General features: G+C 58.3%; 23 protein-coding genes. 12 read left to right on the plus strand and 11 right to left on the minus strand.

Annotated features, from left to right (window positions below):
* Genes ABJ076_RS00340 through lptF form a run of 4 tightly spaced genes read right to left on the minus strand, consistent with a single transcriptional unit; the run spans position 1 to position 5,774 of the window.
* Positions 1-1,284 (minus strand): peptidylprolyl isomerase, encoded by a 1,284-nt coding sequence (locus ABJ076_RS00340; protein WP_348192598.1) that lies wholly within the window; start codon positions 1,282-1,284, stop codon positions 1-3.
* Positions 1,285-1,341: 57 nt separating this feature from the next.
* Complete coding sequence (lptD, locus tag ABJ076_RS00345) at positions 1,342-3,555, minus strand: LPS assembly protein LptD (protein WP_348192601.1); 2,214 nt, start codon at positions 3,553-3,555, stop codon at positions 1,342-1,344.
* Positions 3,556-3,558: 3 nt separating this feature from the next.
* Entirely contained in the window at positions 3,559-4,653 is a 1,095-nt protein-coding gene (lptG, locus tag ABJ076_RS00350) for an LPS export ABC transporter permease LptG (RefSeq protein WP_348192604.1), read from the minus strand.
* The gene (lptF, locus tag ABJ076_RS00355) at positions 4,650-5,774 is read right to left on the minus strand and encodes an LPS export ABC transporter permease LptF (protein WP_348192607.1); all 1,125 of its coding nucleotides are present in this window, start codon (positions 5,772-5,774) and stop codon (positions 4,650-4,652) included. Before lptF ends, lptG begins: the two co-directional genes overlap by 4 nt.
* Before the next feature lie 239 nt (positions 5,775-6,013).
* Here lptF and ABJ076_RS00360 point away from each other — a divergent pair, with 239 nt between their 5' ends.
* From ABJ076_RS00360 to ndk, 4 genes are all read left to right on the plus strand, one after another.
* The gene (locus tag ABJ076_RS00360; RefSeq protein ID WP_348192610.1) at positions 6,014-7,501 is read left to right on the plus strand and encodes a leucyl aminopeptidase; all 1,488 of its coding nucleotides are present in this window, start codon (positions 6,014-6,016) and stop codon (positions 7,499-7,501) included.
* 20 nt (positions 7,502-7,521) lie between these two features.
* Positions 7,522-7,971, plus strand: a complete 450-nt coding sequence (locus ABJ076_RS00365) for a DNA polymerase III subunit chi (protein WP_348192613.1) — start codon at positions 7,522-7,524, stop codon at positions 7,969-7,971.
* A gap of 40 nt (positions 7,972-8,011) precedes the next feature.
* Positions 8,012-9,229, plus strand: a complete 1,218-nt coding sequence (locus ABJ076_RS00370; protein ID WP_348192616.1) for a MalY/PatB family protein — start codon at positions 8,012-8,014, stop codon at positions 9,227-9,229.
* A gap of 169 nt (positions 9,230-9,398) precedes the next feature.
* Complete coding sequence (ndk, locus tag ABJ076_RS00375) at positions 9,399-9,821, plus strand: nucleoside-diphosphate kinase (protein ID WP_348192619.1); 423 nt, start codon at positions 9,399-9,401, stop codon at positions 9,819-9,821.
* A gap of 100 nt (positions 9,822-9,921) precedes the next feature.
* Here ndk and ABJ076_RS00380 read toward each other — a convergent pair whose 3' ends face one another.
* The 3 genes from ABJ076_RS00380 to purM form a co-directional block, all read right to left on the minus strand.
* Entirely contained in the window at positions 9,922-10,059 is a 138-nt protein-coding gene (locus tag ABJ076_RS00380) for an aa3-type cytochrome c oxidase subunit IV (RefSeq protein WP_348192622.1), read from the minus strand.
* Positions 10,060-10,153: 94 nt separating this feature from the next.
* The gene (gene purN / locus ABJ076_RS00385) at positions 10,154-10,822 is read right to left on the minus strand and encodes a phosphoribosylglycinamide formyltransferase (RefSeq protein WP_348192625.1); all 669 of its coding nucleotides are present in this window, start codon (positions 10,820-10,822) and stop codon (positions 10,154-10,156) included.
* Positions 10,819-11,901, minus strand: coding sequence for a phosphoribosylformylglycinamidine cyclo-ligase (purM, locus tag ABJ076_RS00390; protein WP_348192739.1), 1,083 nt, complete (start codon positions 11,899-11,901; stop codon positions 10,819-10,821). Before purM ends, purN begins: the two co-directional genes overlap by 4 nt.
* A gap of 143 nt (positions 11,902-12,044) precedes the next feature.
* On the opposite strand from purM, the gene ABJ076_RS00395 reads away from it, so the two are divergent.
* The 6 genes from ABJ076_RS00395 to ABJ076_RS00420 all read left to right on the plus strand — a co-directional run bounded on the left by ABJ076_RS00395 (position 12,045) and on the right by ABJ076_RS00420 (position 19,870).
* Positions 12,045-13,313, plus strand: a complete 1,269-nt coding sequence (locus ABJ076_RS00395; protein ID WP_348192742.1) for a DUF2066 domain-containing protein — start codon at positions 12,045-12,047, stop codon at positions 13,311-13,313.
* 49 nt (positions 13,314-13,362) lie between these two features.
* Positions 13,363-14,451 carry an AI-2E family transporter gene (locus ABJ076_RS00400; protein ID WP_348192627.1) on the plus strand — a complete coding sequence of 363 codons (1,089 nt, stop codon included), beginning with the start codon at positions 13,363-13,365 and terminating at the stop codon, positions 14,449-14,451.
* Positions 14,452-14,472: 21 nt separating this feature from the next.
* Entirely contained in the window at positions 14,473-15,189 is a 717-nt protein-coding gene (locus ABJ076_RS00405) for a DnaA/Hda family protein (protein ID WP_348192630.1), read from the plus strand.
* A 44-nt stretch (positions 15,190-15,233) separates the two neighbouring features.
* Positions 15,234-16,016 (plus strand): SDR family oxidoreductase, encoded by a 783-nt coding sequence (locus ABJ076_RS00410; protein WP_348192633.1) that lies wholly within the window; start codon positions 15,234-15,236, stop codon positions 16,014-16,016.
* A 176-nt stretch (positions 16,017-16,192) separates the two neighbouring features.
* Complete coding sequence (locus ABJ076_RS00415; RefSeq protein ID WP_348192635.1) at positions 16,193-18,337, plus strand: RNA degradosome polyphosphate kinase; 2,145 nt, start codon at positions 16,193-16,195, stop codon at positions 18,335-18,337.
* Between the two features lie 3 nt (positions 18,338-18,340).
* The gene (locus tag ABJ076_RS00420) at positions 18,341-19,870 is read left to right on the plus strand and encodes a Ppx/GppA family phosphatase (protein WP_348192638.1); all 1,530 of its coding nucleotides are present in this window, start codon (positions 18,341-18,343) and stop codon (positions 19,868-19,870) included.
* A 17-nt stretch (positions 19,871-19,887) separates the two neighbouring features.
* Here ABJ076_RS00420 and rnd read toward each other — a convergent pair whose 3' ends face one another.
* A complete protein-coding gene (rnd, locus tag ABJ076_RS00425) occupies positions 19,888-21,036 on the minus strand; it encodes a ribonuclease D (RefSeq protein ID WP_348192641.1) in 1,149 nt (382 codons plus the stop codon).
* Between the two features lie 363 nt (positions 21,037-21,399).
* On the opposite strand from rnd, the gene ABJ076_RS00430 reads away from it, so the two are divergent.
* The gene (locus tag ABJ076_RS00430) at positions 21,400-22,191 is read left to right on the plus strand and encodes an SPOR domain-containing protein (RefSeq protein ID WP_348202639.1); all 792 of its coding nucleotides are present in this window, start codon (positions 21,400-21,402) and stop codon (positions 22,189-22,191) included.
* Between the two features lie 69 nt (positions 22,192-22,260).
* Here the strand turns inward: ABJ076_RS00430 and ABJ076_RS00435 are convergent, their stop codons facing one another.
* Positions 22,261-22,590, minus strand: a complete 330-nt coding sequence (locus ABJ076_RS00435; RefSeq protein WP_348192646.1) for an SMR family transporter — start codon at positions 22,588-22,590, stop codon at positions 22,261-22,263.
* Between the two features lie 225 nt (positions 22,591-22,815).
* Positions 22,816-23,547, minus strand: a complete 732-nt coding sequence (locus tag ABJ076_RS00440) for a GGDEF domain-containing protein (protein WP_348192649.1) — start codon at positions 23,545-23,547, stop codon at positions 22,816-22,818.
* Positions 23,548-23,590: 43 nt separating this feature from the next.
* Between ABJ076_RS00440 and ABJ076_RS00445 the strand changes: the two genes are divergently transcribed.
* The gene (locus tag ABJ076_RS00445; RefSeq protein ID WP_348202640.1) at positions 23,591-24,613 is read left to right on the plus strand and encodes a DUF1849 family protein; all 1,023 of its coding nucleotides are present in this window, start codon (positions 23,591-23,593) and stop codon (positions 24,611-24,613) included.
* An 18-nt stretch (positions 24,614-24,631) separates the two neighbouring features.
* On the opposite strand, the gene ABJ076_RS00450 is transcribed toward ABJ076_RS00445, so the two are convergent.
* Complete coding sequence (locus tag ABJ076_RS00450) at positions 24,632-25,993, minus strand: DNA polymerase IV (RefSeq protein WP_348192654.1); 1,362 nt, start codon at positions 25,991-25,993, stop codon at positions 24,632-24,634.
* Between the last annotated feature and the right edge of the window lie 29 nt (positions 25,994-26,022).

Raw genomic sequence — 26,022 nt, forward strand, 5'->3', positions numbered from 1 at the left:
CTAGATGCGGGTATCGATGAATGCGTCCCGGCGGATGTCTCGCAGATAACGCTGGGCAAAGGTCTCGAACTTGGTGGCCCTCAGCCGGTCGGCAATTTCGTCGCGGCCGGGCAGATCACTTTCAGGTTCCTCGCGGGCGCACACCATGATGGTGCTGAAGCCGGAAGGCAGGCGCACCGGCTTGGAAAGCTCGCCAACCTTGAGGTCGATCACTGCCTCCCGGATTTGCGGGGACAATTCACCGACTTCCAGTGTGCCGAGGTCGGTTCCGGCCGGCGAATTCAGCTCTGCCGCAAGCTCATCCATATCGTCACAGCTTTGAGCGGTTTCGGACACGGCCGTAGCGATACTCTTCTGGCTGGCTTCTGCTTCCGGGCTGGAATTGGGCGGCACCGGCACGAATACCTGCTTCAGAGTGACCTTGGCCTTTGCCGGGTTGGGGCCGCTCAGAATTCGCCGGTCTGTGAGCTGGATAATCTGGTAGCCGAAGATCGTCTTGATCGGATCGCTGATGTCACCCGGCTGAAGGTTATCGACTGCGGCTCCAACCTCGTCACCGAGTTGCTCTCTCGTTGTCCAGCCGATATCGCCACCGGTTGCCGCTGTTGCGCCCTGGGAGAATTCACGCGCAATTGCATCGAACTCGGCGCCGGACCGCAATTGATTGACCAGTCGCTCCGCTACTTCCTCTTCATTCACGGAAGGATCGCTTGAATCGAGCAAGATCTCCCGGATCCGAAACTGCGGCTTGCCCCTGTTGCGCTCCAGCCGGTTCATAGCGTCGTCAATCTCGTCGATCGTGACTTCGACAGTGCTTTGGAACCGTCGGCGTACCAATTTCACCCAGGCGATGTCTGCCCGCATCTGGTCCAGTACTGTTTCGCTTTGGATACCCTGACTGCGGAGAGAGCGTTCGAATGATCCTGGCGCCAGCTTGTTACGCTGTTCCATTGACCGCTTCGCGCGTTCCAGCTCTTCGGGGCTCACCTCGATTGAGAGCCGCTTCGCCTCCTGAAGCTTGAGTTTCTCGTCAACAAGGCTGCGCAGGACTTGTGGCCAGATGCGTCGAAAAGTCTGGGCGTTGCGCGGCAGGTTCGAGACTGTGATGACCATCCGAACGCGCGCATCGAGATCCCGGACCGAAATGATGTCGTCATTGACAATGGCTGCAATCCTGAGTGCGTCCTGCGCCAGGACTTTGGAGCTGTCCATAGCTGATGCACCGGCGGTCAGCACAAATGCCGTAACGGCAATCCGCAACAGAGCCGGAAAATGCCAATTCATGAAACTCAACCCAGATCTCGCCATTTTGGTTCGATGTGTACCCGTGGTTCGTATGCGTTAGTTGCTGGAGAACCCGCCGAGATGCTTGAAGGCAATGCGCAACATGACGGTTTGTTCCGGTTCGATATCGTCGTCTTCCAGCTCGCTTCTTTCATAGACAAGGCCGAATGTGAAGCACTCATCGGCATAAACCAGTCCCGATGATGCGATCAAGGTGCGGTTGGCGCCATCCGAGAAGTCCTGAACGATCCTACCATTCGCACTCCAGAACTCGCTCAGTCTCAAGGAGCCTGAGATATCCAGCTGTTCCCTCTCCAGGAAACTGGTCTCACCCGCGATGTCGTCGGAATTGGTTTCGTCGTCAAGAAGTACATAGTCAGCATTAATCGAGAAGTGAGAATGCTGATAGCGCATGCCGATTTCGCTGCGGCGTGGGCTGAAGTCATCCTTGTCCAGACGGAATCGTAAGAGGAAATCGAGATTGTTGTTCGGGCTGACATGAACCCGGCCAACAAAGTCCGAGAGATCGTCTTCGAGGCCCGATCCGGCTTCAAACGCGCCGTCCCCCAAAAACCGGTAACTCTGGCCGAAAAGCAGACTGGAGGAACCGCCGCCATTGCCATAGACGCCCGTTTTAAAGCCATAGTCGACGCGACTGCCGCTGGTCACCAGATCGCTTCCGCTGAACCGGTTCATTCGAAACAGGTTTGTGTCGTCGAACAGGAATGACTGGCTGTCTTCGTTGGAAATCTCGTCAGGATTGCCGCCATCAGGAGAGAGCACGAGGTTGACGATTGGCTCGACGGTCTGGTGGTAATTCGTTCCAGCCCTGGCCAGCGGATAACGCCAGTTAAACCCAATCTGGGGAAACAGCCGGCCAGTATCTCCACTCTGGCCATTCTCAAGATCGTCGGTCTGGTAGAAATCGCTGTCGAGTGTCGCGGTCAGAGTGTATATGTCGCCGGCCGGAGCGATATAGGGCAATGACCAACCGCTGCGTATGGCGATCTTTCTGCTGTCCGCGCCGGTCTCTCGGGTCAGCGACATAGCCGTCGCATCCAGTTGGAAACGTCCGCCTGCGGGATCCGGTTCACCGACGAAATTATATTCGAAAAGCGGGGCGACCGTCGGGGACTTGTCTCTGGAATCCCCTGCATTGAGACCCTGGAATTTCAGCGCTTGAACGGATGTGTAATTGCGACCCCTGAAGCCTTCGGCGAAGGCCCGGGTGGTCAGGACCTCGCGGCTGTCCAAACGATATCGGCGCAGATATGTGCGGCCGCTGGATTGCTCGATATCGAAACCGCCACGCCAAGTCCGGTCGAAATCGAAACGTCCCTCAAGATCAATGCTGCCTTCCGGGTCCTGCTCGCCGGTCTTTACATTGTTGTCACGTTGATCAAGGAGCCCTGCCGTACCCTGAAAATCGATGATGCCATCGACGAATCGCTGCCGGTATCTTGCCTTTAGCACGCCACCATCTTCAGAATAGACGATGGGCATGAGCTCCAGGTCCTTGGATTCGTCGATCACCTGATAGTAAGGCTGGCCGTAGATGAAACCGAGCTCGTCTGAAGTCCCGATCAGCGGAGCGAGGAAGCCACTGCGCCTGTCCACCGTCGGATCCGGATGCGCCAAATATGGAGTGTAGAGTACCGGGATGCCGAACATTTCAAGAGTTGCATCATTGTAAATGATATCCTTGGCAACCTCGTCATGCACGATCTTCCGAGCTTTGATTTGCCATAGAGGCGCTTTAGACGGATCTTCCTTGCAGCTTTCGCAAGGCGTGAAGACAGCGCGGGACAAGACTTTACGTTGGCTCGCAGTACGCACGCCCTGGTTCGCCGCGAGGCGTGAGCCGTCAGTCAAACGAAGGCGAAGATTGTCGATAATTCCGGTTTTCAGTTCGTTCTGCAGCTCTGCATAATCGCTGAAGATGACCTCTCCCGTCGGCTCCAGCAGGGAGATATTGCCAGTGGCAATAACCGTGTCTTCACGCTGATTGTAGGTCACACTGTCGGCCAGCAGAACGCGCTCATTCTGTGAGAGTTCAACATTGCCGCGCGCGGTGATGGTGCCAAGCGTTTCGTCATGCACCAGCTCGTCTGCGACCATCAGGACCGGGGCATCGCCGATCGCGCTTTCCTGGGCACCTGCGGATCCGGCCTTGGTGAGGACACTGAAACAGACTGCGGCGACCAGGATATGCCAGCAGAATATCCCGAGATGGCGGCGTGTCCGGTTCCAGAAATGAAGGCCCAGGATCATGGATCAACCATCCTCAAGGTGAAGCAGACTGGCGCAGCCGAGCAGCGCAGTGACGGTCGCCGGTGTCCAGGCGGCAAGCACTTCCGGAATCCGGGCGGACAATCCCAGAGCGAAAACCAGGTCGGAAGCGAAATAAAGAAAAAATCCTGTGAACAGCCCTGCGCTGACCCAGACCATGGTGCCGCCGCGCCGGGTCAGGCGCAGCGAGAAAGTAGCCGCGATGAGCACCATCGCGCAGAGCAGCAGGGGAGAGGCGAGCAGGGCATGCCAGTAGAGCCTGTGCCGGACTGCGGAAAAGCCTGAACTCTCCAGAATGGAGATGAATTTAGGCAACTCCCAGAAGGACATGGTCTCCGGTGGGGAGAAACTGTCCTGGATATTCTCGAGCGTAAGGGCCGTCGGAAGGCGATAGACAGCGCGGGTATCCGGAATGGCGTTCTTGGTCGTCAGAATGACATTGTTCATCTGCCAGAATCCGGATTTCAATGTTGCTTCCGCCGCATCGACCCTGGCATCGAAATTGTCTTCTCCTTCGAAAAAAAGCACGGTCAGGCCGGACAGGCTGGCGCCATCCGATGCCACACCAGTGGCGTGCAGGACGAAATGGCCTGTACTGGTTTGCTCCCGGAGCCACAGGCCACCGTCTGTCAGCGAAAGGAAGTTGCCCTTGTCCCGCAGGATTTTGTTCTCGAGAGCTTCGTACTTGGCGGTCATCACAGAGGCCACCGGATTGAACACGGTGATCTTGAAAACACCGATAAGGAACGCGATCAGCAATGCGGGCAGGAGAAACTGCCAGACCGAGACGCCGGCGGCACGGGCTACCACGAGTTCGTTCGAGCGGGTCATCCGGGTGAAGGCCAGCATTGCGCCGAACAGGGTCGCGAAAGGCAAGATGGTTTGCCCCATCTGGGGGGCTTTCAGCGCCGCCATTTGCAGCATCAGGGTCAAGGTCGCGAGTTCCTTGTCAGAGCCACGCCGTAATAGCTCGATGGCATCAAGCAGATACACGATACCCATGATCGCGAGGAAAGTGCCGACGACCCAAGAGAGGAACTGTTTTCCGAAATAGAGCGAGAGCGTGCCAGACCATTTCATGCGTGAGATCCTTCGGCGGAACTCTCTGCCGCTTTCGGGCGGCGCAGCTTCTGGCGGGTCAATACGATCAGGCAAATCAGGATCGGTACGACTGCGGTGCCGTACATCAGCGGCAGCAGTCCGAGCTCTTTGGCCGCTGCGTATTTTGAGCCGAGGACGGCCGCCTGCACCAGTCCGACAAGCAGGATCGCAACGATCAGGCGACGGGTCTGGCCTCGGCGGGAGAATTCACCTTTGAGAATGACAACCAACCCAATCAAGGGCAGGGCGAGGCCGAGCAATGGTGTGATCAGTCGGCTATGCCCCTCTGCCTTGTATTTGAGGAAATTGCGGGGCTGGGTGATCTGCTCTGTCGGGTTCAGCAACTCTTCGATGAAAAGTTCGTTCTGGTCGCGTCCGGTGCGCTGGCCCGCTTCGCCCAAGCCGCCAAGATCAACAGTGTAACGATCGAAATAGAGAATATTGATGCGCCCGGTCGCATTGTCGCGTGCCTGCCTGTTGCCATTGACCATCAGGACTTTCGGATCATCACCGTCGAGGATCAGTGCTCCCCGTTCGGCCAGCAAGGTCACCGACTCGCTGTCATCGCGGTCGTCCTGAACGATGATTCCTGCAAGCTCACCGTCCGGCTGGCGGGCGCGGACGAAAACTGTCACATCATTGCTTATGGAATTGAAGACGCCTTCGCGCAGCAGGACGTTCGTGTAGTTGTGCCGGATCTGGAACTGCAATTCCTTGAACCCGCGATAGGAGACAGGGACCAGGTAAAGGCTGAGCAGATAGCCGAGCAAAGTGACGATGACGGAAACGATTATTGCCGGGCGGGCTATCCCCAGGGGGCCGATGCCGGACGCGGTGAGGACGACCAGTTCACGGTCGCTTGCCATGCGGCTATAGACGAACATCGTCGCGGCGAAGCAGGCAATGGGAAGCACTAGCGACAGCCAGGTCGGCATCAGCAGAACGGTGAAGTAGATAAATGTCGCGAGCGGTAGGCCCCGGTTCACGATCATGTCGATGAAACGCAGGGACTGGCTCAGCCAGATGACGCAGGTCAGCGAGACCACAACAATGATCATCGCGGCCATTATCTGGCGAATGACGTAGCGGTCGATCCTCATGATCCCGTTTGGCTGGTCGTGCCCAGGCGGGTTCTTGCGCAACCCGCGTCGAAGGGCGCATGATAGCGATGTTTCAAGTGTTTCCAATCACGAACTTAATCAGGATGTGAGCAGCACAGGTTTGTTACCCGCGCATGCTGGGCTATACGGCGGCACAGCGCCCGTGAAAGTCCTCCGGTCGGCACACCAGGCATGCGGCGCCTGATCGGCGCGAACCTTTGCTCAGAGGGAGAATCGGAATGAAAATCGGATTTCAGAGCTTGGCCTTACCGACCAAGGGCGCGGTCGTCGTAGGAGTGATGGAAGGCTGCGTTCTGTTGACGCGTGGCGCGGAACTGGACGAGCAACTCGGCGGCCTGCTGTCGCGTGCGATGAAGTCGAATAGATTTACCGGCAAGGCGGACCAGACCCTCTCCGTATTCGGGGCGACCGGCACGGTTCTGCTTTATGGCCTCGGTGACGGCAGCAAGATTGACGAACTTTGGTCCGAAAATGCAGGCGGGTCCATTGTCGGCGCACTACTGACCGGTGGGGACAAGGAAGCAGCCGTTCTGTTCGAGCGTCATGTCACGGATGGCGCGGTGGATGAAGGCGCGGCGGCACGGGCTGCCCGTTTGGCCTTTGGAGGTCTGCTGCGCACCTACCGCTTCGACAAATACAAGACGAAGCAGAAAAAGGAAGATCTGCCGGCCCTGCAGAAACTGACGATCCTGACCGATGACGCGACTGCGGCGAAGAAGGCTTTTTCCGGCCTGAATGCGGTTGCGGAAGGCGTCTTCATGGCCCGTGATCTGGTGAGCGAGCCGGCCAACGTGCTCTACCCGACGTCCTACACCAAGCGCATCGAAGAGCTGTCCGAACTTGGCCTGAAGATCGAGGTGCTGGACGAGAAGCAGATGGCAAAGCTCGGCATGGGGGCACTGCTTGGTGTCGGCCAGGGGTCCGAGCGCGAGAGCCGGATCGTCATCATGCGTTGGGACGGTGGGCCGAAGAAGCAGCAGCCGATTGCCTTTGTCGGCAAGGGTGTTTGTTTCGATACTGGTGGTATTTCCCTGAAGCCAGCAGGCGGCATGGAAGATATGAAGTGGGATATGGGTGGCTCAGCCACCGTGGTCGGACTGATGAAGGCGCTTGCCGGGCGGAAGGCGAAAGCCAACGTGATCGGTGTTGTCGGCCTGGTCGAGAACATGCCCGACGGCAATGCTCAGCGGCCCGGTGATGTGGTGACGTCCATGTCCGGTCAGACCATCGAGATCATCAATACCGATGCGGAGGGCCGCCTCGTTCTGGCTGATGCGCTCTGGTACACGCAAGACCGCTTCAAACCACAGTTCATGTTGGATCTCGCGACTTTGACCGGCGCAATGATGGTCGCTCTCGGTCAGGTCAATTGCGGCTTCTTTGCAAACAATGACGAACTTGCCGACAAGCTTGAGGCCGCCTCGAAAACCGCTGGGGAGAAGATCTGGCGGATGCCGCTTGGCGAGGAATACAACAAGATGATGGACAGCGACATTGCCGATATGAAGAACGCCGGCGCGCGCTGGGGTGGCAGCATCACTGCCGCCTGTTTCCTGGAACGATTCGTCAACGATCTGCCGTGGGTGCATATGGATATCGCGGGTATGGCCTGGTCTTCCAAGGCGTCGTCGACGGTGCCGAAAGGTGGAACTGGCTGGGGCGTAAGGTTGCTCAATGAGCTGGTGCAGGCGAATTACGAAGCCTGACCGGCACGGCGCTCCTTGTGATGACTGACATCAACTTCTACCATCTGACGGCGCGTCCCCTGGAATGGGCTCTGCCGAAGCTGCTTGAAAAGTCGCTTCAGGCCGAGGCCCGCGTCGTCGTCATGGCGTCGAGCGAGGAGCGCGTCGCCGATCTTAATACCCACCTTTGGACTTTCGATCAGGATAGCTGGCTGCCACATGGCAGCGAAAAAGACGGGAACGCGGAGCTGCAGCCAATCTGGCTGACGGTTTCGGACGAGAACCCGAACGAGGCGCGCTTTCTGTTTCTGACGGATGGTGCGACCTCAGAGCATGTCGGCGATTACGAGCGTGTGTTTGAACTGTTCGACGGCCGCAACGATGAGACGGTGAAGGCGGCGCGGGTCCGCTGGAAGGATTACAAGGCTGCCGGCCATACGCTTGCCTACTGGCGGCAGACCGAAAGTGGCGGTTGGGAGAAGGCCGGCTGAGCCCGGTCATGGATGAAATTAGCGAACCCTGGAGTAACAGGTGAAATACGATTTCGATCAGGAGATCCGGCGGACCGGGACGAATTCCGTCAAGTGGCAGATTTATTGGCGCGGCGACAAGCGGGAGCTGTGGGAGGGCACGGACCCTGACCTTGGTGCCGAGCGTACCTTGCCGATGTGGGTCGCCGACATGGATTTCCAGATTGCGGAGCCGATCCGGGAGGCCATGCGGGCCCGGATAGATCATCCGATCTTCGGCTATGTGGTCCGCACGCCGGACTATAACGAAGCGATTACCAGTTGGATGGAACGTCGCCATGGCTGGAAGGTCGATCCGGAATGGATCGTCAACACGCCGGGTGTGGTGCCTGCGCTCAACTTGCTGGTCCGGGCTCTGACCGAGCCAGGCGACAAGGTGTTGATCCAGCGCCCCGTCTATTACCCCTTCACCTACGCGATCGAGAATAACGGCCGCGAAGTCGTTTCCAACTCACTGGTGATGGAAAACGGCGTCTACCGGATGGATTTCGACGATCTCGAAGCCAAGACGGCCGACCCCAAGGTGAAGCTTTGTGTCTTCTGCAGCCCGCACAACCCGGTTGGCCGGGTCTGGACTGAAGAGGAACTGAAGCGGTTCGGTGAGATCTGCAAGAAGAACGGCGTTGTCGTTATCGCCGATGAGATCCACGGCGATCTGATGCTAAACGGTTCCAAATTCGTGCCGTTCGGCACGCTTGGCGCTGACATGATGGACAATGCGGTGGTCTGCACGGCACCGTCGAAGACGTTCAACCTGGCCGGTCTGCATACATCCAACATGATCGTCTCGAACGAGACTTATCGGAAGGCACTGAATAAGGAAATAGCCGCTTCCGGTATTGGCGGTATGAACACCTTCGGTCTGGTTGCAACGATGGCAGCCTATAATGAAGGTGAGGAGTGGCTCGCTCAGGTGCTCGATTACCTGAGCGAAAACGCGAACTATCTCGAAAGCTTCATTGCCGAGCGTATTCCGGAGATCAAGGTGGTGCATCCGGAAGGCACCTATCTGGTCTGGCTCGATTGCCGGGGACTTGGTCTCGACAAGCTGGAGCTTGAAGCCCTGATGCATGAAGAGGCGAAAGTCCTGTTCGATGAGGGCTATGTCTTTGGTACAGAGGGCGAGGGCTTCGAGCGTATCAATATCGCTTGCCCGCGCTCCATCCTGACCGATGCGCTGGAGCGGATCGAGGCGGCGGTGGCGAAACGCCGCGCCTGATCAGGCGTTCGAGGTAAAAGTTCCGGGCGGGGCAGGTTATCGCGTGGCTTGCCCCGTACCGCGCGCACCGCTATAAGGCGCGCGCCGGGCGCTTTTGCGCCCGCTTAGCTTTTTCAAACGCATCGCGCGGATGGCTCCAGCCGTCCAGCGGAACCAGAAGAGAGATACAATGGCCATTCAGCGCACTTTCTCCATCATCAAGCCGGACGCAACCGAGCGGAACCTGACCGGCGGCGTTAACAAAATGATCGAAGAAGCGGGCCTGCGCATTGTCGCGCAGAAGCGCATCCAGATGACGCAGGCTCAGGCCGAGACTTTCTATGCCGTCCACAGCGAGCGCCCGTTCTTCGGTGAGCTGGTTGAGTTCATGATCTCCGCACCGGTTGTCGTGCAGGTCCTGGAAGGCGAAAACGCCATCGCAACCTACCGCGACGTCATGGGCGCCACCAACCCGGCAGAAGCTGCCGAAGGCACCATCCGGAAGGCTTATGCCAAGTCCATCGGTGAGAACTCCGTGCATGGCTCCGATGCCGAGGAAACCGCTGCGATCGAGATCGCGCAGTTCTTCAGCGGCAACGAAATCGTCGGCTAAACGATTGCTTCCGAATAGAAAAAGGGCCGGTCAGTTGACCGGCCCTTTTGATTCCGCCTTGCGGCTGGTTTGACTTGTCGCCCGGTTAGATCAGGCGGGGTCAGACCAGGAAGATGGCCATCAGGATCAGCAGAATGACGACGCCTATGGTCGACCATTTCAGCATGCCGATGAACCACTCGTAGTTACTCTTGTATTCCGGATAATTGCTGTCCGTGGATCCGTTGCTCGCAGCCATATCGCCTCCATAGGGATGTCTTGCCGGGCTGAACCCGGTTCGTAACTTAGCAAACTGTATAATTCAGTGGGCGCGGGGCGCCAAGCCTCTATCGTCAGCTTGATTTTTCCAGTGACGGGTTAAGCAGGGCAGCATCCAGCACGGTTGCGTCATCAAGGAACACCCGTTCGCCCTCGACCCGAACCCGGCCTTCTGCGACCCAACGCAGGCATGCCGGATAGATATTGTGTTCCTGCACCAATATCCGCGCGGCTAGCGTATCGCCGGTATCGTCATCATGGATCGGCACGACGGCCTGTTGGATGATCGGGCCGACATCCATTTCCGGTGTGACGAAATGCACCGTACATCCGGCAAACCGTGCGCCGGCGTCGATGGCTCTCTGCTGGACGTTCAGGCCTTTGAAGGATGGTAGCAATGACGGGTGGATATTGATCATCCGCCCGCTCCAGTGCTCCACGAACGCAGTCGTGAGAAGACGCATAAAACCGGCAAGGCAGATGAATTCCACACCTGCTTCGTCGAGTGCTTGCTGCATGTCCGCGTCGAAGCCTGCGCGGTCCGCATAGTTCTTGTGATCGAAGACGACAGACGGAATGCTTGCTGCCTTTGCCCGGTCCAGGGCGCGAACACCGGGCCGGTTGGACAGCACCAGCACGATTTCCGCCGGATGATCCGGGGCGGCGCAGGCGTCTATCAACGCCTGCAGATTGCTGCCGCTGCCCGAGACCAGAACGCCGACTTTGAGTTTTCCCTTGCTCACGCGGGCCAGGTCCGCAGTCCTTGCAGTGTGACGGGTTGCGTGTCTTCTGCGCGGTCGACAAGTTTACCGATCCGGAAGACATTTTCTCCTGCCCCTGCCAGAATCTCGGTGACTGAGTCCGCACGGTCAGCCGAAACGGTCAGGGTCATGCCGATACCGCAGTTGAAGGTCCGAGCAAGTTCCTCGGGCGGCACACCGCCGGTTTCGGCCAGCCACTTGAAGACCGGCGGAAGCGTCCAGCTCTCCACATCAATTTCGGCTGCAAGATGCTTGGCGAAAGAACGCGGCGGATTATCCAAAAGACCGCCGCCTGTAATGTGGGCGAGGCCGGTGACACCACCGCTTGCGAGGGCTGCGAGGCAGGACTTCACATAGATCCGGGTCGGCGTCAGCAGCGCGTCGCCGAGGCTTTTACCCGTTGCAAAGGGTGCATCGTCAGCCCAGCCGAGACCGGAACGGTCAACGATACGGCGCACCAGCGAGAAGCCGTTCGAATGCACGCCCGAGGCGGCAAGACCGAGAATCACGTCACCGGCTTCGGCCTTTGGTTCCAGGATCAGGTTCTCGCGCTCGGCTGCACCCACGGCGAATCCGGCAAGATCGAAATCACCGTCCGTATACATGCCCGGCATTTCTGCCGTCTCGCCGCCGATCAGGGCGGCTCCGGACTGGCGGCAGCCTTCGGCAATCCCGGCAACAACTGTGCGGGCTGCTTCGACATCGAGCTTGCCGGTGGCGTAATAGTCGAGGAAAAACAGCGGCTCGGCGCCCTGCACAACGAGATCGTTCACGCACATGGCGACAAGGTCGGTGCCAACGCCGGAATAGTTTCCAGTATCGATTGCGAGCCGGAGTTTCGTTCCGACGCCATCGGTCGCGGCGACGAATATCGGGTCCTTGAACCCGGCGGCTTTCGGATCGAAGACACCACCAAAGCCGCCGATAGCGCCATCGGCGCCCGGCCTGACCGTGGACTTGGTCAGAGGCTTGATGAATTCGATCAGCTGGTCCGCCGCATCAATGTCAACGCCCGCTTCCTTGTAGGTAAGGGGGCGGTTGGGTCTATCGGGAGCTGATATGGTCTCCTCCTCAGCCTTCCGGTATAAGGGGCGGGCAGTGTCCGCGGTGCCATTGTTCTGCCCGGATCAGGGTGTATGACGCAGGGGCCGGGATCGCAAGCGTATTTGGCGGACGGCAACATAGTTCAGGGAAGATCGTGCTGATGGATATTGGGGCTGGAAGCCATGCGCGGGATACGGAACGGGCAGCCGGAATGCCGGGTGCCTGCCGTCTTTCTTTGTTTTTGGTCATGCTGCTGACCCTGGCTTTCTCGGGGAATATCGCCCGGGCGCAGTCGGATACGGATCGGGTTTTCGAGTTGCGCGGCGTTTCGGTGGACGCGCAGGCCGCTACCGCAGCCCAGGCTCAGGCCCAGGCTATCGGGGAAGGCCGCCGCCAGGCATGGCGCCGTCTGATCAATCGCCTGGTGCCGAAGGCGCAGGCCGTGGGCCTGCCGCCTCTTTCTGACGATCTTCTCGTCGGATTGACCGTCGGATATGAAGTCGCACGGGAAAGGACCTCCGATGTCCGCTATCTCGGGTCGCTGAATTTTCGCTTCAACCCGGTGGCAGTACGGCAGTATTTCACGTCTCTTGGGGTCGGTTACGCCGAAATTGCCTCCCAGCCCTTGTTGATCCTTCCGGTCTACAACAATGGCAGCAAGCCGCTGCTCTGGGATGAGGAAAGCCCATGGCTCGCGGCATGGCTGGACCTGCCCAATGCAAACGGTCTGGTGCCGATTGCGGTGCCGTACGGGGATCTTGCGGACATTCGCGATATCACGGCGGTACAAGCCGTTCTGGCGGACCGCGAAGCGATTATGACAATAGCTGCGCGCTATGGCGCCGAGCAGGCGGTCGTTGTTAACGCGCGACCGGTCTCCATCGAATCGACAGGACCGGCTATCGAGCTGAACCTGACTTATGTTGGCGGTGTTGCGGACGGTCAGTCCCTGGTGCGGACTGTGACACCGGACCCGGCCAATCCTGAAGGGGATTTGCTGTCGGTCGCGGCACGAACAGCGACATCGGAAATCCAGGAAGCCTGGAAATCGGAGAACCTTATCAGCCCGGGGTTCGAGACACGGGTTACCGTCATTGTGCCGATTACTTCGTTTGACACTTGGCTGGAAGTTCGCAAGGGATTGGATCAGGTTTCGTCCGTATCGCGGCGGGAACTGTTACGGATTTCACGCAACGAGGCCCTGATGGATGTCTGGATCAATGGCGCTGCGGACCAGCTTGCGCTGGCATTGAAACAGAAGGATTTCCTGTTGAAGGAAACTCAGGACGGCTGGTTGCTCTATAAGGAAGGGACCGAGCTGCCGGAGCGATATCTTCCCGAGCCGCTTGTCGCGCCCGTGCCGGGAGTGGAGCCGTTCACACCGCCAGCAGGTAGCACGCCGCTCATCTTACCGCCGCTCGTACAATGATGTGCTGTAGCGTCTTCATGCCGGTTTCTTGCCGGAAACGGGAAGTAAAATGACGCAACGTGAACGCCTGACATTCTGGGGCGCGCTTCTGGTCGCGCTTATCATCGCGCTCTTCGTGCTGAAGGGTGTGCTGGTACCGTTCGTGGCAGGTATGGCGATCGCTTATTTTCTCGATCCCCTGGTGGATCGCTGTGAGCGGGTGGGCATGTCCCGTACTGCTGGAACCACGGTTGTGCTGCTTGGTTTTTTCTGCGCCGGGCTCGGTATCATGCTTCTTCTTGTGCCATTGGTTCAGGCTCAGGCGGTTTTGCTTGCCAAGACGCTCCCCGGTTATCTCGAAAGACTGGTGGCGTTCGCCGATCCGGTTGTTGGCATGGCCAAAACATGGCTTGGCAATGGTGGCGCCGAGGAACTCAATCTCTCAGCCATAGCTGGAAAGGCTGGGGCATGGCTGATTTCTTTTGCCGGGCAGGTTTTGAGCGGCGGAGCGGCGCTCGCCAATCTTCTGTCGCTGCTGGTCATCACTCCAATTGTCGCCTTTTATTTGCTGCGGGACTGGGATCGTATCGTCGCTGCTGTGGACAGCTGGCTGCCGCGCGCGCAGGCGGAGACGATTCGGGAACAGGCTGGGATTATTGACGTAACGCTTGCATCTTTTGTGCGTGGGCAAGGCTCCGTCTGCCTTATCCTAGGTATCTTCTATGCTGTGGGGTTGACGCTCGCAGGCCTCGACTTCGGCGTGATCATCGGGCTGTTCTCGGGCGTGATCTCGTTCGTTCCCTTCGTTGGCTCGATCTTCGGTGGCTTGCTGAGCGTCGGACTTGCTGCCATGCAGTTCGATACGCTGCCACCCATCGCCATTGTCGCTGCCGTTTTTATCGCCGGACAGGCTATCGAAGGAAATTTCCTGACTCCTAACCTGGTAGGCGAAGCGGTAGGCCTGCATCCGGTCTGGGTGATCTTCGCCCTCCTGGCGGGCGGCGCATTGTTTGGTTTCCTCGGTGTTCTGATTGCCGTACCGGTCGCGGCTGTGATTGGCGTGCTGACCCGCTTTGCCCTGGGGCGTTATCTCGCCAGCCCGCTCCATCTTCATGGCATACCTCCGTCCGACGATGAGACTGACGCTGAAGGACAGTGAGACAGGATTGGCGGGCACATCATGAGTGAACGAAATACCGGATCGCGCCTTGTAGGCGACGAGGGCGGTCAACTGCCGCTGTCGCTGAAGCACCGCCCGGCCTTTGATCGAGGCGAATATCTCGTCTCGGCCTGCAACGAGGCGGCGACGGCTTGGATCGATTCCTGGCCATCCTGGCCCGAGGCGACTTGGGGGTTGAATGTGCACGGTCCCGAAGCCTCGGGGAAAAGCCATCTGGCGGAGGTCTGGGCGCGGAAGGCGGGCGCCATTACGCTCCGTCCAGCGGACCTGGACGTGGACCGGCTTCCGGCCTTGCTCGGCGACTCGCGCTATGTGGTGCTGGACAATGTCGATGAGAGCCTGCCGGGCGTTGCCGCCTTTCATCTCTACAACATGATTGTCGAGCGCCGGGGTGCCTTGCTGGTGCTGTCCCGGACGCCGGTCTCGCGCATGGCGTTGCATCCGGCGGATGTGAAATCGCGCTTCGCTGCACTTCCTGCCGTGGCGATCAGCGATCCCGATGATGCATTGATCTCGGGAATCATGGACAAACTCTTTCGCGACCGGCAATTGTTCGTTGCTGAAGAGGTTCTGGCCTTTCTGGTCGGTCGCATGGAACGATCCTTTTTGGAAGCGCGGGCGCTGGTCGAGAATATCGACGCTATGTCGCTTGCCGAGGGGCGTCGGATCACATTGCCACTCGCACGTCGCGCGCTGGAAGCGCGTGCTGCGGGATAGCAGTGGGATCGGAATCGAAAAAACAAACAAACGGAGCACTATTCATGGATCTGGGAATTAAAGGAAAGAAAGCGCTCGTTTGCGCGTCGAGCAAAGGTCTCGGCAAGGCGTCGGCGATGGCACTCGCCGAGAATGGTGCGGATCTGACGATCTGCTCGCGGACGCCGGAAGCGATCGCGGCAACGGCCGAGGAAATCCGGTCGGCGACCGGCGCGACCGTGCATGCCATTGCATGCGACATCACAACCGAGGAAGGCCGAGCGAAGGCGCTGGCACCGTTCGACAGCAAGCTCGACATCCTGGTGAACAATGCGGGTGGACCGCCGCCAGGCAACTTCCGGGACTGGACGCGTGACGACTGGATCAAGGCCGTCGACGCCAACATGCTGACCGCCATTGAGCTTATCAAGGCGACCATCGACGGCATGATCGAGCGCAAGTTTGGCCGGATTGTGAACATCACCTCCGGTGCCGTGAAATCTCCAATTGCGATCCTTGGTCTTTCAAACGGTGCCCGTACCGGCCTGACTGGTTTCTGCGCTGGTATCGCCCGTGAAGTCGCGAAGGATGGCGTTACCATCAACGGTTTGCTGCCCGGCCCGTTCGACACGGACCGGCTGCGTGGCAACATGAAGTTGCACGCGGAAAAGGCTGGCGTCGATTTCGAGACCTATTACGCGCAGCAAGCCGCACAGCACACTGCTGGCCGGTTTGGCTATCCGGATGAGTTCGGCCAGACCTGCGCTTTTCTGTGCAGTGCGCACGCGGGCTATATCAACGGCCAGAACGTGCTGATGGATGGCGGAGCCTTCCGCAGCACCATGTAAGAGGCTGGATGGTGGTATTCGTCATATCTGGCGGAAACTGTCATCGAACTGAAACATGACAGGCTTACGGTCCGGCCCGGGATATTCCATGTCCCGGGCCGACCTGTGTTATGACAGCAACAAGCGCTGTTGGCGCTGCGAGGTCCACACGATAGTCATGACGAGGAGACGGCCCCGTGAGCGAGAGTCAGGCGGAAAACAGCACGCGTATCGACGCGGTATCGCCCGAGCGGTTTTTCAACAGGGAACTGTCTTGGCTCGGCTTCAATGCCCGTGTTCTTGAAGAAGCGAACAATTCCGCGCACCCGCTGCTGGAGCGGCTTCGGTTCGTATCCATTTCAGCGTCGAACCTGGACGAATTCTACACGGTTCGGGTCGCCGGTCTGAAAGGCATGGTGAATGCTGGGGTAACCACGTCGAGTGCGGACGGTCTGTCCCCCACCAGTCAGCTTGTCGCAATCTCGGAGAAGGCGGCGGAACTGATTGCCGTGCAGCAGCGGTATCTTTCCATGCTGCTGGGAGAGCTGCGCACCGCCGGATTTCATCTGATCACAGCAGACGATCTCACCGCCGCAGACCGAAAGTGGCTCGACGGTCATTTCATCGATCAAATTTTCCCCCTTCTGACTCCTCTTGCGATTGATCCTGCGCACCCGTTTCCGTTCCTGCCGAACGGCGGTGTCTGTCTCGCCATGCAGCTCTCGGATGCTTTGAATGCAATCGACATGGAAGCGTTGCTTCCGCTTCCTGCCCAAGTCGGACGGTTTGTGCGCCTGCCGGGCAAGGATATCCGGTTCATCACGATTGAGCAGGTCATCATTGAGCATGTGGACCAGCTGTTCCCGAACTTCAGCGTCTCGGGACACGGGGTGTTCCGCGTGTTGCGGGACAGTGAAATGGAAGTGGATGAAGAGGCCGAGGATCTTGTCCTGTCGTTTGAGTCTGCTCTGAAACGTCGGCGGCGCGGTAATGTTATCCGGCTCTCCATGAACAGGGATATGCCGGACGATCTCCGGAATTTCGTCGTCGACGAGATGAAGGTCGCGGCTGAAGATCTCTTCACACTGGACGAGATGGTTGGCCTGGCCGATCTGTCCCAGCTGATTGTCAGCGAGCGCCCGGACCTGCTCTGGAAGCCGTTCAATCCGCGTTTTCCTGAACGTATCCGTGACTTTGGTGGTGACTGCCTGGCGGCGATCCGGGCAAAGGACATTGTCGTCCATCATCCCTATGAGAGTTTCGACGTCGTCGTTCAGTTTCTGCGCCAGGCGGCTGCGGACCCGGCGGTGGTCTCGATCAAGCAGACGCTCTACCGGACATCCAAAGGCAGTCCGATTGTTAATGCGCTGATCGAGGCGGCGGAAGCCGGAAAATCGGTCACGGCCATGGTCGAACTGAAGGCCCGCTTCGATGAGGAGGCGAATATCCGCCTTGCCCGTGACCTGGAGCGGGCCGGTGTCCAGGTGGTTTACGGTTTCGTCGATCTGAAGACTCACGCGAAGATCTCACTGGTGGTCCGGCGTGAGGGCAACGGGCTCCGGAATTACGTGCATTTCGGCACCGGGAACTATCATCCGATCACGGCGAAGATCTACACGGATCTCTCCTTCTTTACCTGCGATCCGGTGCTGTGCCGGGATGCTGCGCGGATGTTCAATTACATGACCGGCTATGCCACGCCGCAGCAAATGGACAAGCTGTCGCTCTCGCCTCTGACTATGCGTCAGAAGGTGCATGAACTGGTGGAGACGGAGATCGAATTCGCCCGGCAGGGCAAGCCGGCGACGATATGGGCGAAGATGAATTCGCTGGTCGACCCGGACCTCATCGACCTGTTGTACCGGGCGTCGAGCGAGGGTGTGAAAATCGAATTGGTAATCCGCGGTATCTGCTGCCTGCGTCCTAGCTTGCCGGGATTGTCGGAGAACATCCATGTGCTGAGCATTGTGGGCCGGTTCCTTGAGCATTCGCGCATTTTCTGCTTCGGCAATGGCCGAAAGCTTCCCTCCGATCAGGCGAAAGTGTACATGTCCTCCGCTGACTGGATGACGCGCAACCTGGATCGCCGGGTCGAGCATTTCGTTCCGATCGAAAACCGAACGGTGCACCGCCAGGTTCTGGATCAGATCATGGTGGCGAACCTGAAGGACGAGACCAATTCATGGATCGCGGAGCCCGATGGTCAGTATGTTCGGGTCGCTGCCGGTGCTGGAGCGTTCTCGGCACATAAATATTTCATGACCAATCCGAGCCTGTCCGGCCGCGGCAGCGCTCTGAAGCGGTCGAATGAAATGCCCAAGAAGCTGAGCGGCACGGAATAACGTTTGTCAGTTCCCTCTTCTCAAGACGGCTGGATATCAAATACGGGGTCCGACCATGTCGGTCTCGTTGGTGTCCTCGACATTGGATCGAATTCTATCCGTCTCGTCGTTTTTGAAGGCGACGGGCGGATGCCTATCCCGCTGTTCAACGAAAAAGCGCTCTGCGGTCTCGGCATTGGGTTGCAAGAAACCGGACATCTCTCCGAGCAGGGAGTCCGCTCGGCAATGGACAACCTGGAGCGTTATTTCACGATCGCGAAAGGTATGGGCGTTTCCGAGGTTCGTGTGCTGGCGACGGCGGCGGTCCGGGATGCCCGGAATGGGGGTGAGTTCGTCTCAGCCGTCGAAAGCAGGTTCGGCGCGCGTATCATGGTTCTTTCGGGAGATGAAGAGGCCCGCCTGTCCGCCCTCGGGGTGATCAGTGCTTTCCCGGAGGCAGATGGCGTGGTTGGCGATCTCGGCGGCGGGAGCCTCGAGCTTGTCGATATCCAGAAGAATAAGGCACGCCGTTTCGAGACCACGCCCTTGGGCCCGCTCCGTCTCGGCGAACTCACCCGGCAGAACCGGAATGAGGTGACGGACAGGATCGACTCCAGTCTGAATGAAGTGTCTTGGCTCGACGCCATGTCCGACCGTGATCTGTTCGCTGTTGGTGGCGCCTGGCGTAGCCTGGCGCGCGCGCACATGGAGCTGACCGACTATCCGCTGGCTGTGATACATCACTATGCAATTGGTGCGGATGAGGCGGTTCGTTTCCTCGACGAGATAACCCGCACGGGACGAAAAAACCTGCGGGCTCTTGATGTAGTCTCGAAACGACGTGTGGAAAAGCTGCCGGTCACGGCGCTGGTTCTGAAACGGGTTATTGAACTCGGGCGTCCGCGCCAGGTTGTGTTCTCGTCTTTCGGGCTGCGTGAGGGCTGTCTTTATGACCGGTTGCCGCTCGGAGAGCGGTCCCGCGATCCACTGGTCGACAGCTGCATGGATATTGCCCGCAAGAGCAGTCGTTTCAGCCCGCACCCTGAAGTTCTTGAACGCTGGATAGCGCCATTTTTTGAGGACGTACCTGCCGCGGAGCAACGCTTGATCCGGACCGCGTGCATTCTCAGTGATTTCGCCTGGGGTGAGCATCCGAGCTATCGTGGCGAGCATGCTTTCATCCGGATGCTGCGGCTGCCCGTTGTAGGTTTGAATCATGCGGATCGAGTGTTCCTCGCCTATGCGATCCTGGCCCGCTACACCGGCAGTATCGAAGAAGAAGGGACTCATCGGGTTCGCAAGCTGTTGTCGATCCGGCGGCGCGATCTCGCCTACAGGGTCGGACTTGCTTTGCGGCTTGCGCTGACCTTGTCCGGCGGTGCGACGGAACTTCTTGAGAGTGCCCGGCTTGAGCGTGAGCGGGACATGGTGGGGGAGCGTGGCTTTGTCATCAGCATGCACGGCCATCAGGGCGGTCTCGGCGGTGACGTGGTGACACGTAGAATTTCGGCGCTCTCAGAAGCGCTTGGCCAGGATATTCGGATCGAGCATTAAGAGGTGATGCCGCTCTATCAGAGCCGCATCAGCTTGATTTTTCCGGCTTCGGCGGTCAGTCCGATGCGCCCATGTTTCAGACTGACGGCATCCGCGCCGAAAAGGTCGCGACGCCAGCCTTTCAAGGCGGGCACATCCGCATCGTCGTCCAGTGCGATGGATTCGATGTCGGCCGCATTGGCTATCAGTCGGGCGGCAACTTTCTCCTCGTCCGAGCGAATTTTCAGCAGCACCTTCAACAACTCGACAATTGGGCCGGGCGCCTCGCGCTTGTCGTCCTTGGCTGGAAGCCTGGGGCAGGCATCTTTCGGCAGGGAAAGTCCCTTGTTGACGACTTTGATGATTTCCTGACCCAGCCGGCCGTTTGCCACCTGTGCGTTGAAGGTCCGGGTGCGGGCCAGTTCTTCCGGTGTGCTCGGTGCGTGCGCGGCGATATCCATGAGCACGTCGTCACGGAGGATGCGGTTACGCGGGACATCCCGCTGTCGTGCCTCGCGTTCGCGGAAGGCCGCAATTTGCTGCAGAACCGCAAGAAATTTAGGTTTCCCACTGCGGACTTTCAGGCGCTGCCAGACGGTATCTGGATCAGGGTCATATATCGCCGGGTCTGCCATTTTGGCGACCTCGTCCTCAATCCAGTCCATACGGCCGGATTTCTCAATGCTGGCCATCAGAGCGCGATAGACCGGGCGAAGGTGGATAACGTCGGCGAGCGCGTAGCCGATCTGCTTCTCACTGAGAGGGCGATGGGACCAGTCTGCGAAACGTGAGCTTTTATCGAGATGAATGCCGGTCAGGCTTTGCACCAGTTTGTCGTAGGAAACTGAATCCCCGAAGCCGCATATCATCCCGGCGACCTGAGTATCGAAAATCGGCGCCGGGAGCTCTCCGCAGAGATGGTAGAATATCTCAAGGTCCTGACGTGCAGCGTGGAAGACCTTCAGAACATTTTTGTTCTTTAGAAGATCGATGAGGGGAGTGAGGTCGATCCCGTCCGCAAGGGTGTCGATGGCGACAGCCTTCTCGTCGTTTCCTAGCTGAACCAGACAAAGCTGGGGATAGTAGGTCTTCTCACGCATGAACTCCGTGTCGATCGTCACGAAGTCTTCGGTCGCGAACTCGGCGCAGACGGCGGAGAGCGCAGCGGTGTCGGTAATAACGGTCATAGAGTTCTCATACACGGAAAACACGCGCAGCGGAATGCTGCCTTTGAGCCAAAACAGTCTCTTGATTTCAACGTCATAAGCGGTCAGGCGGAGATGCGCAAAATAGGGATATACCGCGACGCTTGCCTATTTTTGATATACCGCTAAAATAAAACTAAATAAGTTATTGATTCTTGTAGGGGAATCGATTTGAGGCGTGGTCTCGTAGTTGCAGTGTTGCCGTTGCTGTTGGGAGGGTGCATTCCAGCGATCCCGCCGGCAATCAGCCTTGCCACCACCGGATTTTCTGGTCTCGCGCTCTTTGCTACTGGAAAAACTACTGCCGACCACGTCATTTCTGCCGCAGCCGATGAAGATTGCTCGATGCTCCGCGTTGTTTTCGGGGACGAGCCGTGCCGCGCCTACGATGGCGACAACGCGAAGCCCCTGACAGAACTCGTGGCATATTATCCGGGTGATTCCGACGACTGGGTCGATCAGAGCTCAATTGCGGAAGGTACGGTCACAGGGACAACAATTCTTACGGCGTCCGTCGACGGAACTCCCTCAGTCGTGGAACCTGATGCCCCGGCCACCGAAACACTACTTGCCGAGACAGCCTCTGACGAAGATGGGGGCAGCGCCGTTCCGTCCTCCATCAGCGCGGGCCTCTCGCCGTTTAGCGATCTTAGTATTGCGGGATTTGCGCCGCTGGACCCCGGCCATGCGATGGAGCCGATAGAGCTTGAGAGCGTTGTCTCGAAAGATGAGCTGCTTGTCTTGCCAATTTCTTCGCGGGAGAGTTGGAAGATTTCTCCCGATGAAAATATCGCTGAGCACAAGCGGAGCGTAAGCTCTGACAGTGTATCGGAAATGTCAGTTCTTCCCGTTCTGCGGCCTGTTCATCGCATTACGATGCGGTCGGGTGTTGAGCAGTCTGCTGACCATTTCGTGATGCTGGGTTCCTTCCGCGACAAGAAACGGGCGGAGCATCTGAAAGACTTGGCGCCGGACTCTGTCGGCTCGGTGCCGGTCATTATGTCGGTGCGTGTCAGGGGCAGTCTATGGCATCGCGTTGCCGTCGGTCCCTTCACGGGCAGGGACGCACTGCATATGGCGTCTACGCTCGGACCGGTTTCCGGGAAAATGCCCTGGGCGGCCAAAATCACGAATTGATCGTGCGGCGGCCTTCTTGGCCGGTTCTGATTTCTTAGGATCGCACCCGGTTTTCGAGTCGGGTGTTTTTCAATGTCCGGCGGTCTTCGAAAACAGGTGAATGATCGTGACCCCACTCACGATTAGAAGAAGGCCGATGACCGCTGGTAGATCGGGGATCTGCTTGTAGATGAATGCCCCAGCCACGGTTACCAGAACAATCCCTATGCCGGCCCAGATACCATAGGCGATGCCGACGGGGATTTCCCGTAGACAGAAGCTCAATAGAACGAAGGCGGCTCCATAGGCTACCAGCACGATGGCGGATGGCAGAATGACTGTGAAGCCGTTGGTTGCCTTCAGAGCCATCGTGCCAATCACTTCGGCCAAGATGGCAAGGGCGAGAAAGAGGTAAGCCATACGGCTTGCTCCCATGAATGCTTTGAGATAGCGGCCGTCTGAGTGTGCGCTCAATACCGCAAACAGAACCTAGGCTGTTCGATCTACACGGGCAACTGGGCGGCATCCCGGGGCGGAAAGAAAAAGAGGGAGCTGATTGCTCAGCTCCCTCAGGTTTGCTCTGGGTGCTTGCCGACAGAGAAGGCAGATGCCCGTATCGACAAGTAGGTTGCAAGGCAGGGACGATTACAGCGCCGAAAACGGACTGTTTTGCTTCCGCGCGTACATTGCGCGGTCGACCCTGTCGAGCAATTCGGTTTCGGTGTCGTCCTGACTGTAGGCGTCATGACCGACACTCGCATGAAGGTGGATGGTGGACCCGTTCCACTGCAGGGTCCGCGTATTCAGTTCCTGGTCGAGCGCCGCGATGCGTGCGGCTGCTTCGTCGTCATTGGCTCCCGGCATGATGACTGCGAATTCGTCGCCGCCAAGGCGTGCGATGCTGTCGGTTTCGCGGGTCCGAGATTGGAGAATTCGTGCAACGGTGACCAGCAATGCATCGCCGGCCGTATGCCCGTAGGTGTCATTGACGGCTTTGAATTTGTCGAGATCGATCAGCAGCAATGCACCGGTCAGTCCCTGACGTTTCGACGCAGCGAGAGCGTTCTGAAGACGGTCGCTAAAGCCGCGCCGGTTCAGCAGTCCCGTCAACTCGTCTGTTACTGACAGGCTTTCCAGAAAGGTGATCCGTTTTTCCTGGCGTGCGATCCGGTTCTCGGCTTCGGTCATTGCAATCATGGCAAGGCGCAGCGCGATTTCGGTGTCGTTCAGGCCCTGATCTTTAACGATCTGAGAAGCACGGTCCGCGATATCCGTCGGCATACGGGAGAGGAGATTGCCAACGTCAAGATTCGCGAAAGCGCTCGTCAAGCTCGTGTCGTCCAGTTCCTGGGTCTGCGGGTGCATGAGGTTCGACATGTCACACCACCTAAGTTGTTGTTTCTTGCTCCCTAGGGAGTGCATGGGGTGTGCCATTCAAGCGCTGCCTTGGAAGTCGTTGAAATTAATCAAATATTTTTCTCGAAGCCCGGTTACAATTTCCCGGTGCGGCTCCATATTGATTGAGAGGGGGAAGGATTTGCCGAGTGCAGGGCAACCTGTGCCGGGCGAAGTCCACGACATTGACCATCGGGCTCTGGGACCATCAGGCTCTGGCGAGCCGGGGGAGGACTCTTTGAAATCCATTTTGAAACTGACCGCACTGGTTATTGCCATTGTTGCTATGCAGTGGGTTACGCCGCTTTCTCCCGCTGCAGCATCGGCAAGCCAAATCGTGCCACACAAGGCGCTGTACGGTCTGTCGCTGAAGGGCGCGCCGGGAGGCAACGATGTCGTCGCTGTTGGCGGCCAGATGGCTTTCGAGTGGCGGGACGCATGCGACGGTTGGGCAATCAATCAGCGCAACCTGATGATCCTGCAAAGTGCTGCGGGTCTGAGGCGCAGCGTTGATTCCACCATGACGACCTGGGAAGCCAAGGACGGCTCATCGTTCCGGTTCATAGTAAACAAGGATTTTGGTGCCGGTGGGGGTGAAGCTTTGGAAGGAAAGGTGCAACGAGCTCCATCCGGCTCGGCAACGGCGAGTTTCACCGCGCCTGGCGAAGTTGATGTAGAACTGCCGGTAGATGTTATGTTTCCGAGCCAGCACACAATCGCCCTGCTTAATAAGATCGCCGCTGGCGAGAAGTTCTTCTCGGCAGCGCTTTTTGATGGCTCTGAGTTCGAGCCTGCTGGCTTTGTCTCCGCTGCTATCGGACTGGAGGTTGTCCCGGCCGGGGAGGAGGAGCTTTTGATTGCAGGGCCTTACTGGCCGGTCCGGCTGGCTTTTTACGGTCCGGAAAATGAGACCGAGTCACCGGATTACGAACTGGCCGTCGATCTGCATCAAAACGGCATTGCCCGCCGTCTCGAAATCCATTTCAAGGAGTTCACGGTGGATGTTGCCTTGCAGCGTCTTGAACGCCTGCAGCCGGGCGACTGCTGAGCTGAACCACGGTGTCTGTCAGTCTTCGCCTTCATTCTCTTCAGGCATGCGGGCACTGATACCCTGTTTCTCGACAGCTTTCTTGAAGCCGCGGCCTTTTTCGATCGCCTTCGCGCCAAGTTTCGCTCGAACGGCATCCATTGCATTTTCGACTTTCCGGCGATGCTCCATTTCGGGATCTGCCAGATCCGGCAGGTCCGCACCGTCGGGATCGGCAAGGTCGGAGACTCCTATTCCCATCAGCCGAAATTTCCGGCCATCGATTTCGCGTTCTAGCAAGTGCTTGCCTGCCCGATAGAGTGTGTCCGCCATTTGTGTGGCACCGTAATGGTGTACCTGACGTGTGATGCCCTTGAAGTCCGAGGTTTTCAATTTCAGAACGATGGTCTTGCCGCTGAGAGCTTTGGTCTTGAGACGGGTCGAGAGCTCCTCGCAAAGACGCCAGAGAATTGGATCCAGTGCGTCGAGTTTTGAGATGTCGTCTGCAAACGTGGTCTCGCAGGAGACACTCTTGGCTGGAGAACGTGGTTCGATCGTGCGGTCGTCCCGGCCATGGGAGAAGCGGGCCAACCGCGTGCCGATGCCGCCATAGCGACGGATAAGGGCTGCTTCTTCCATTCCCTGCAGATGTCCGATTGTTTCGATGCCATCGCGCCGTAATTTCTCGTGCAGGGATTTTCCGACGCCCCAGATCGTGGTCACGGAACGGTTTTTCAGGAAAGCGGTTGCCTCTTCCCGGCCGATGACGGCAAAGCCTCGAGGTTTGTCGAGATCCGAGGCCACCTTGGCGAGGAACTTGTTGTAGCTGAGCCCGATGGACGCGGTGATCCCCGTCTCGGCTTCGATCCGTGCAACCAGACGGCACAGGGTTTCCGAGGGGGGAGCATGATGCAGTCTTTCCGTCCCGGTGAGGTCGAGAAAAGCCTCGTCGATTGAGATGGGCTCGATCATCGGCGTAACAGACAACATAAGCTCGCGGATCTGCTTGCCGACACCGCTGTATTTCCGCATGTCGGGTTTGATGACAATCGCGTCGGGGCACGCCGCGAGCGCCTTGAACATCGGCATGGCGGAGCGAACGCCATATGTCCGCGCGACATAACAGGCAGCGGAGACTACCCCCCGCCGTCCACCGCCAACGATCACAGGCTTGCTCCGAAGCTCCGGATTGTCACGTTTTTCGACGGTTGCATAGAACGCGTCGCAATCGATATGGGCGATGGCAAGTGCGCGAAGCTCGGGATGGGTTACCATACGAGGGGAGCCGCATTTAGAGCAACGCGCTTCACCGTGCATGGCCTTCGCGGGTAGCCACGAAAAGCAATCCCGGCACAAAACTGAGTTATCTGCCGCCAGATTACCTGAAGCATGCTCGGTCATGGTTGCTGTCCCGTCGCAGCTTGCTGCCG

Source organism: Nisaea sp. (assembly GCF_039990255.1).
Classification (GTDB): Bacteria; Pseudomonadota; Alphaproteobacteria; order Thalassobaculales; family Thalassobaculaceae; genus Nisaea.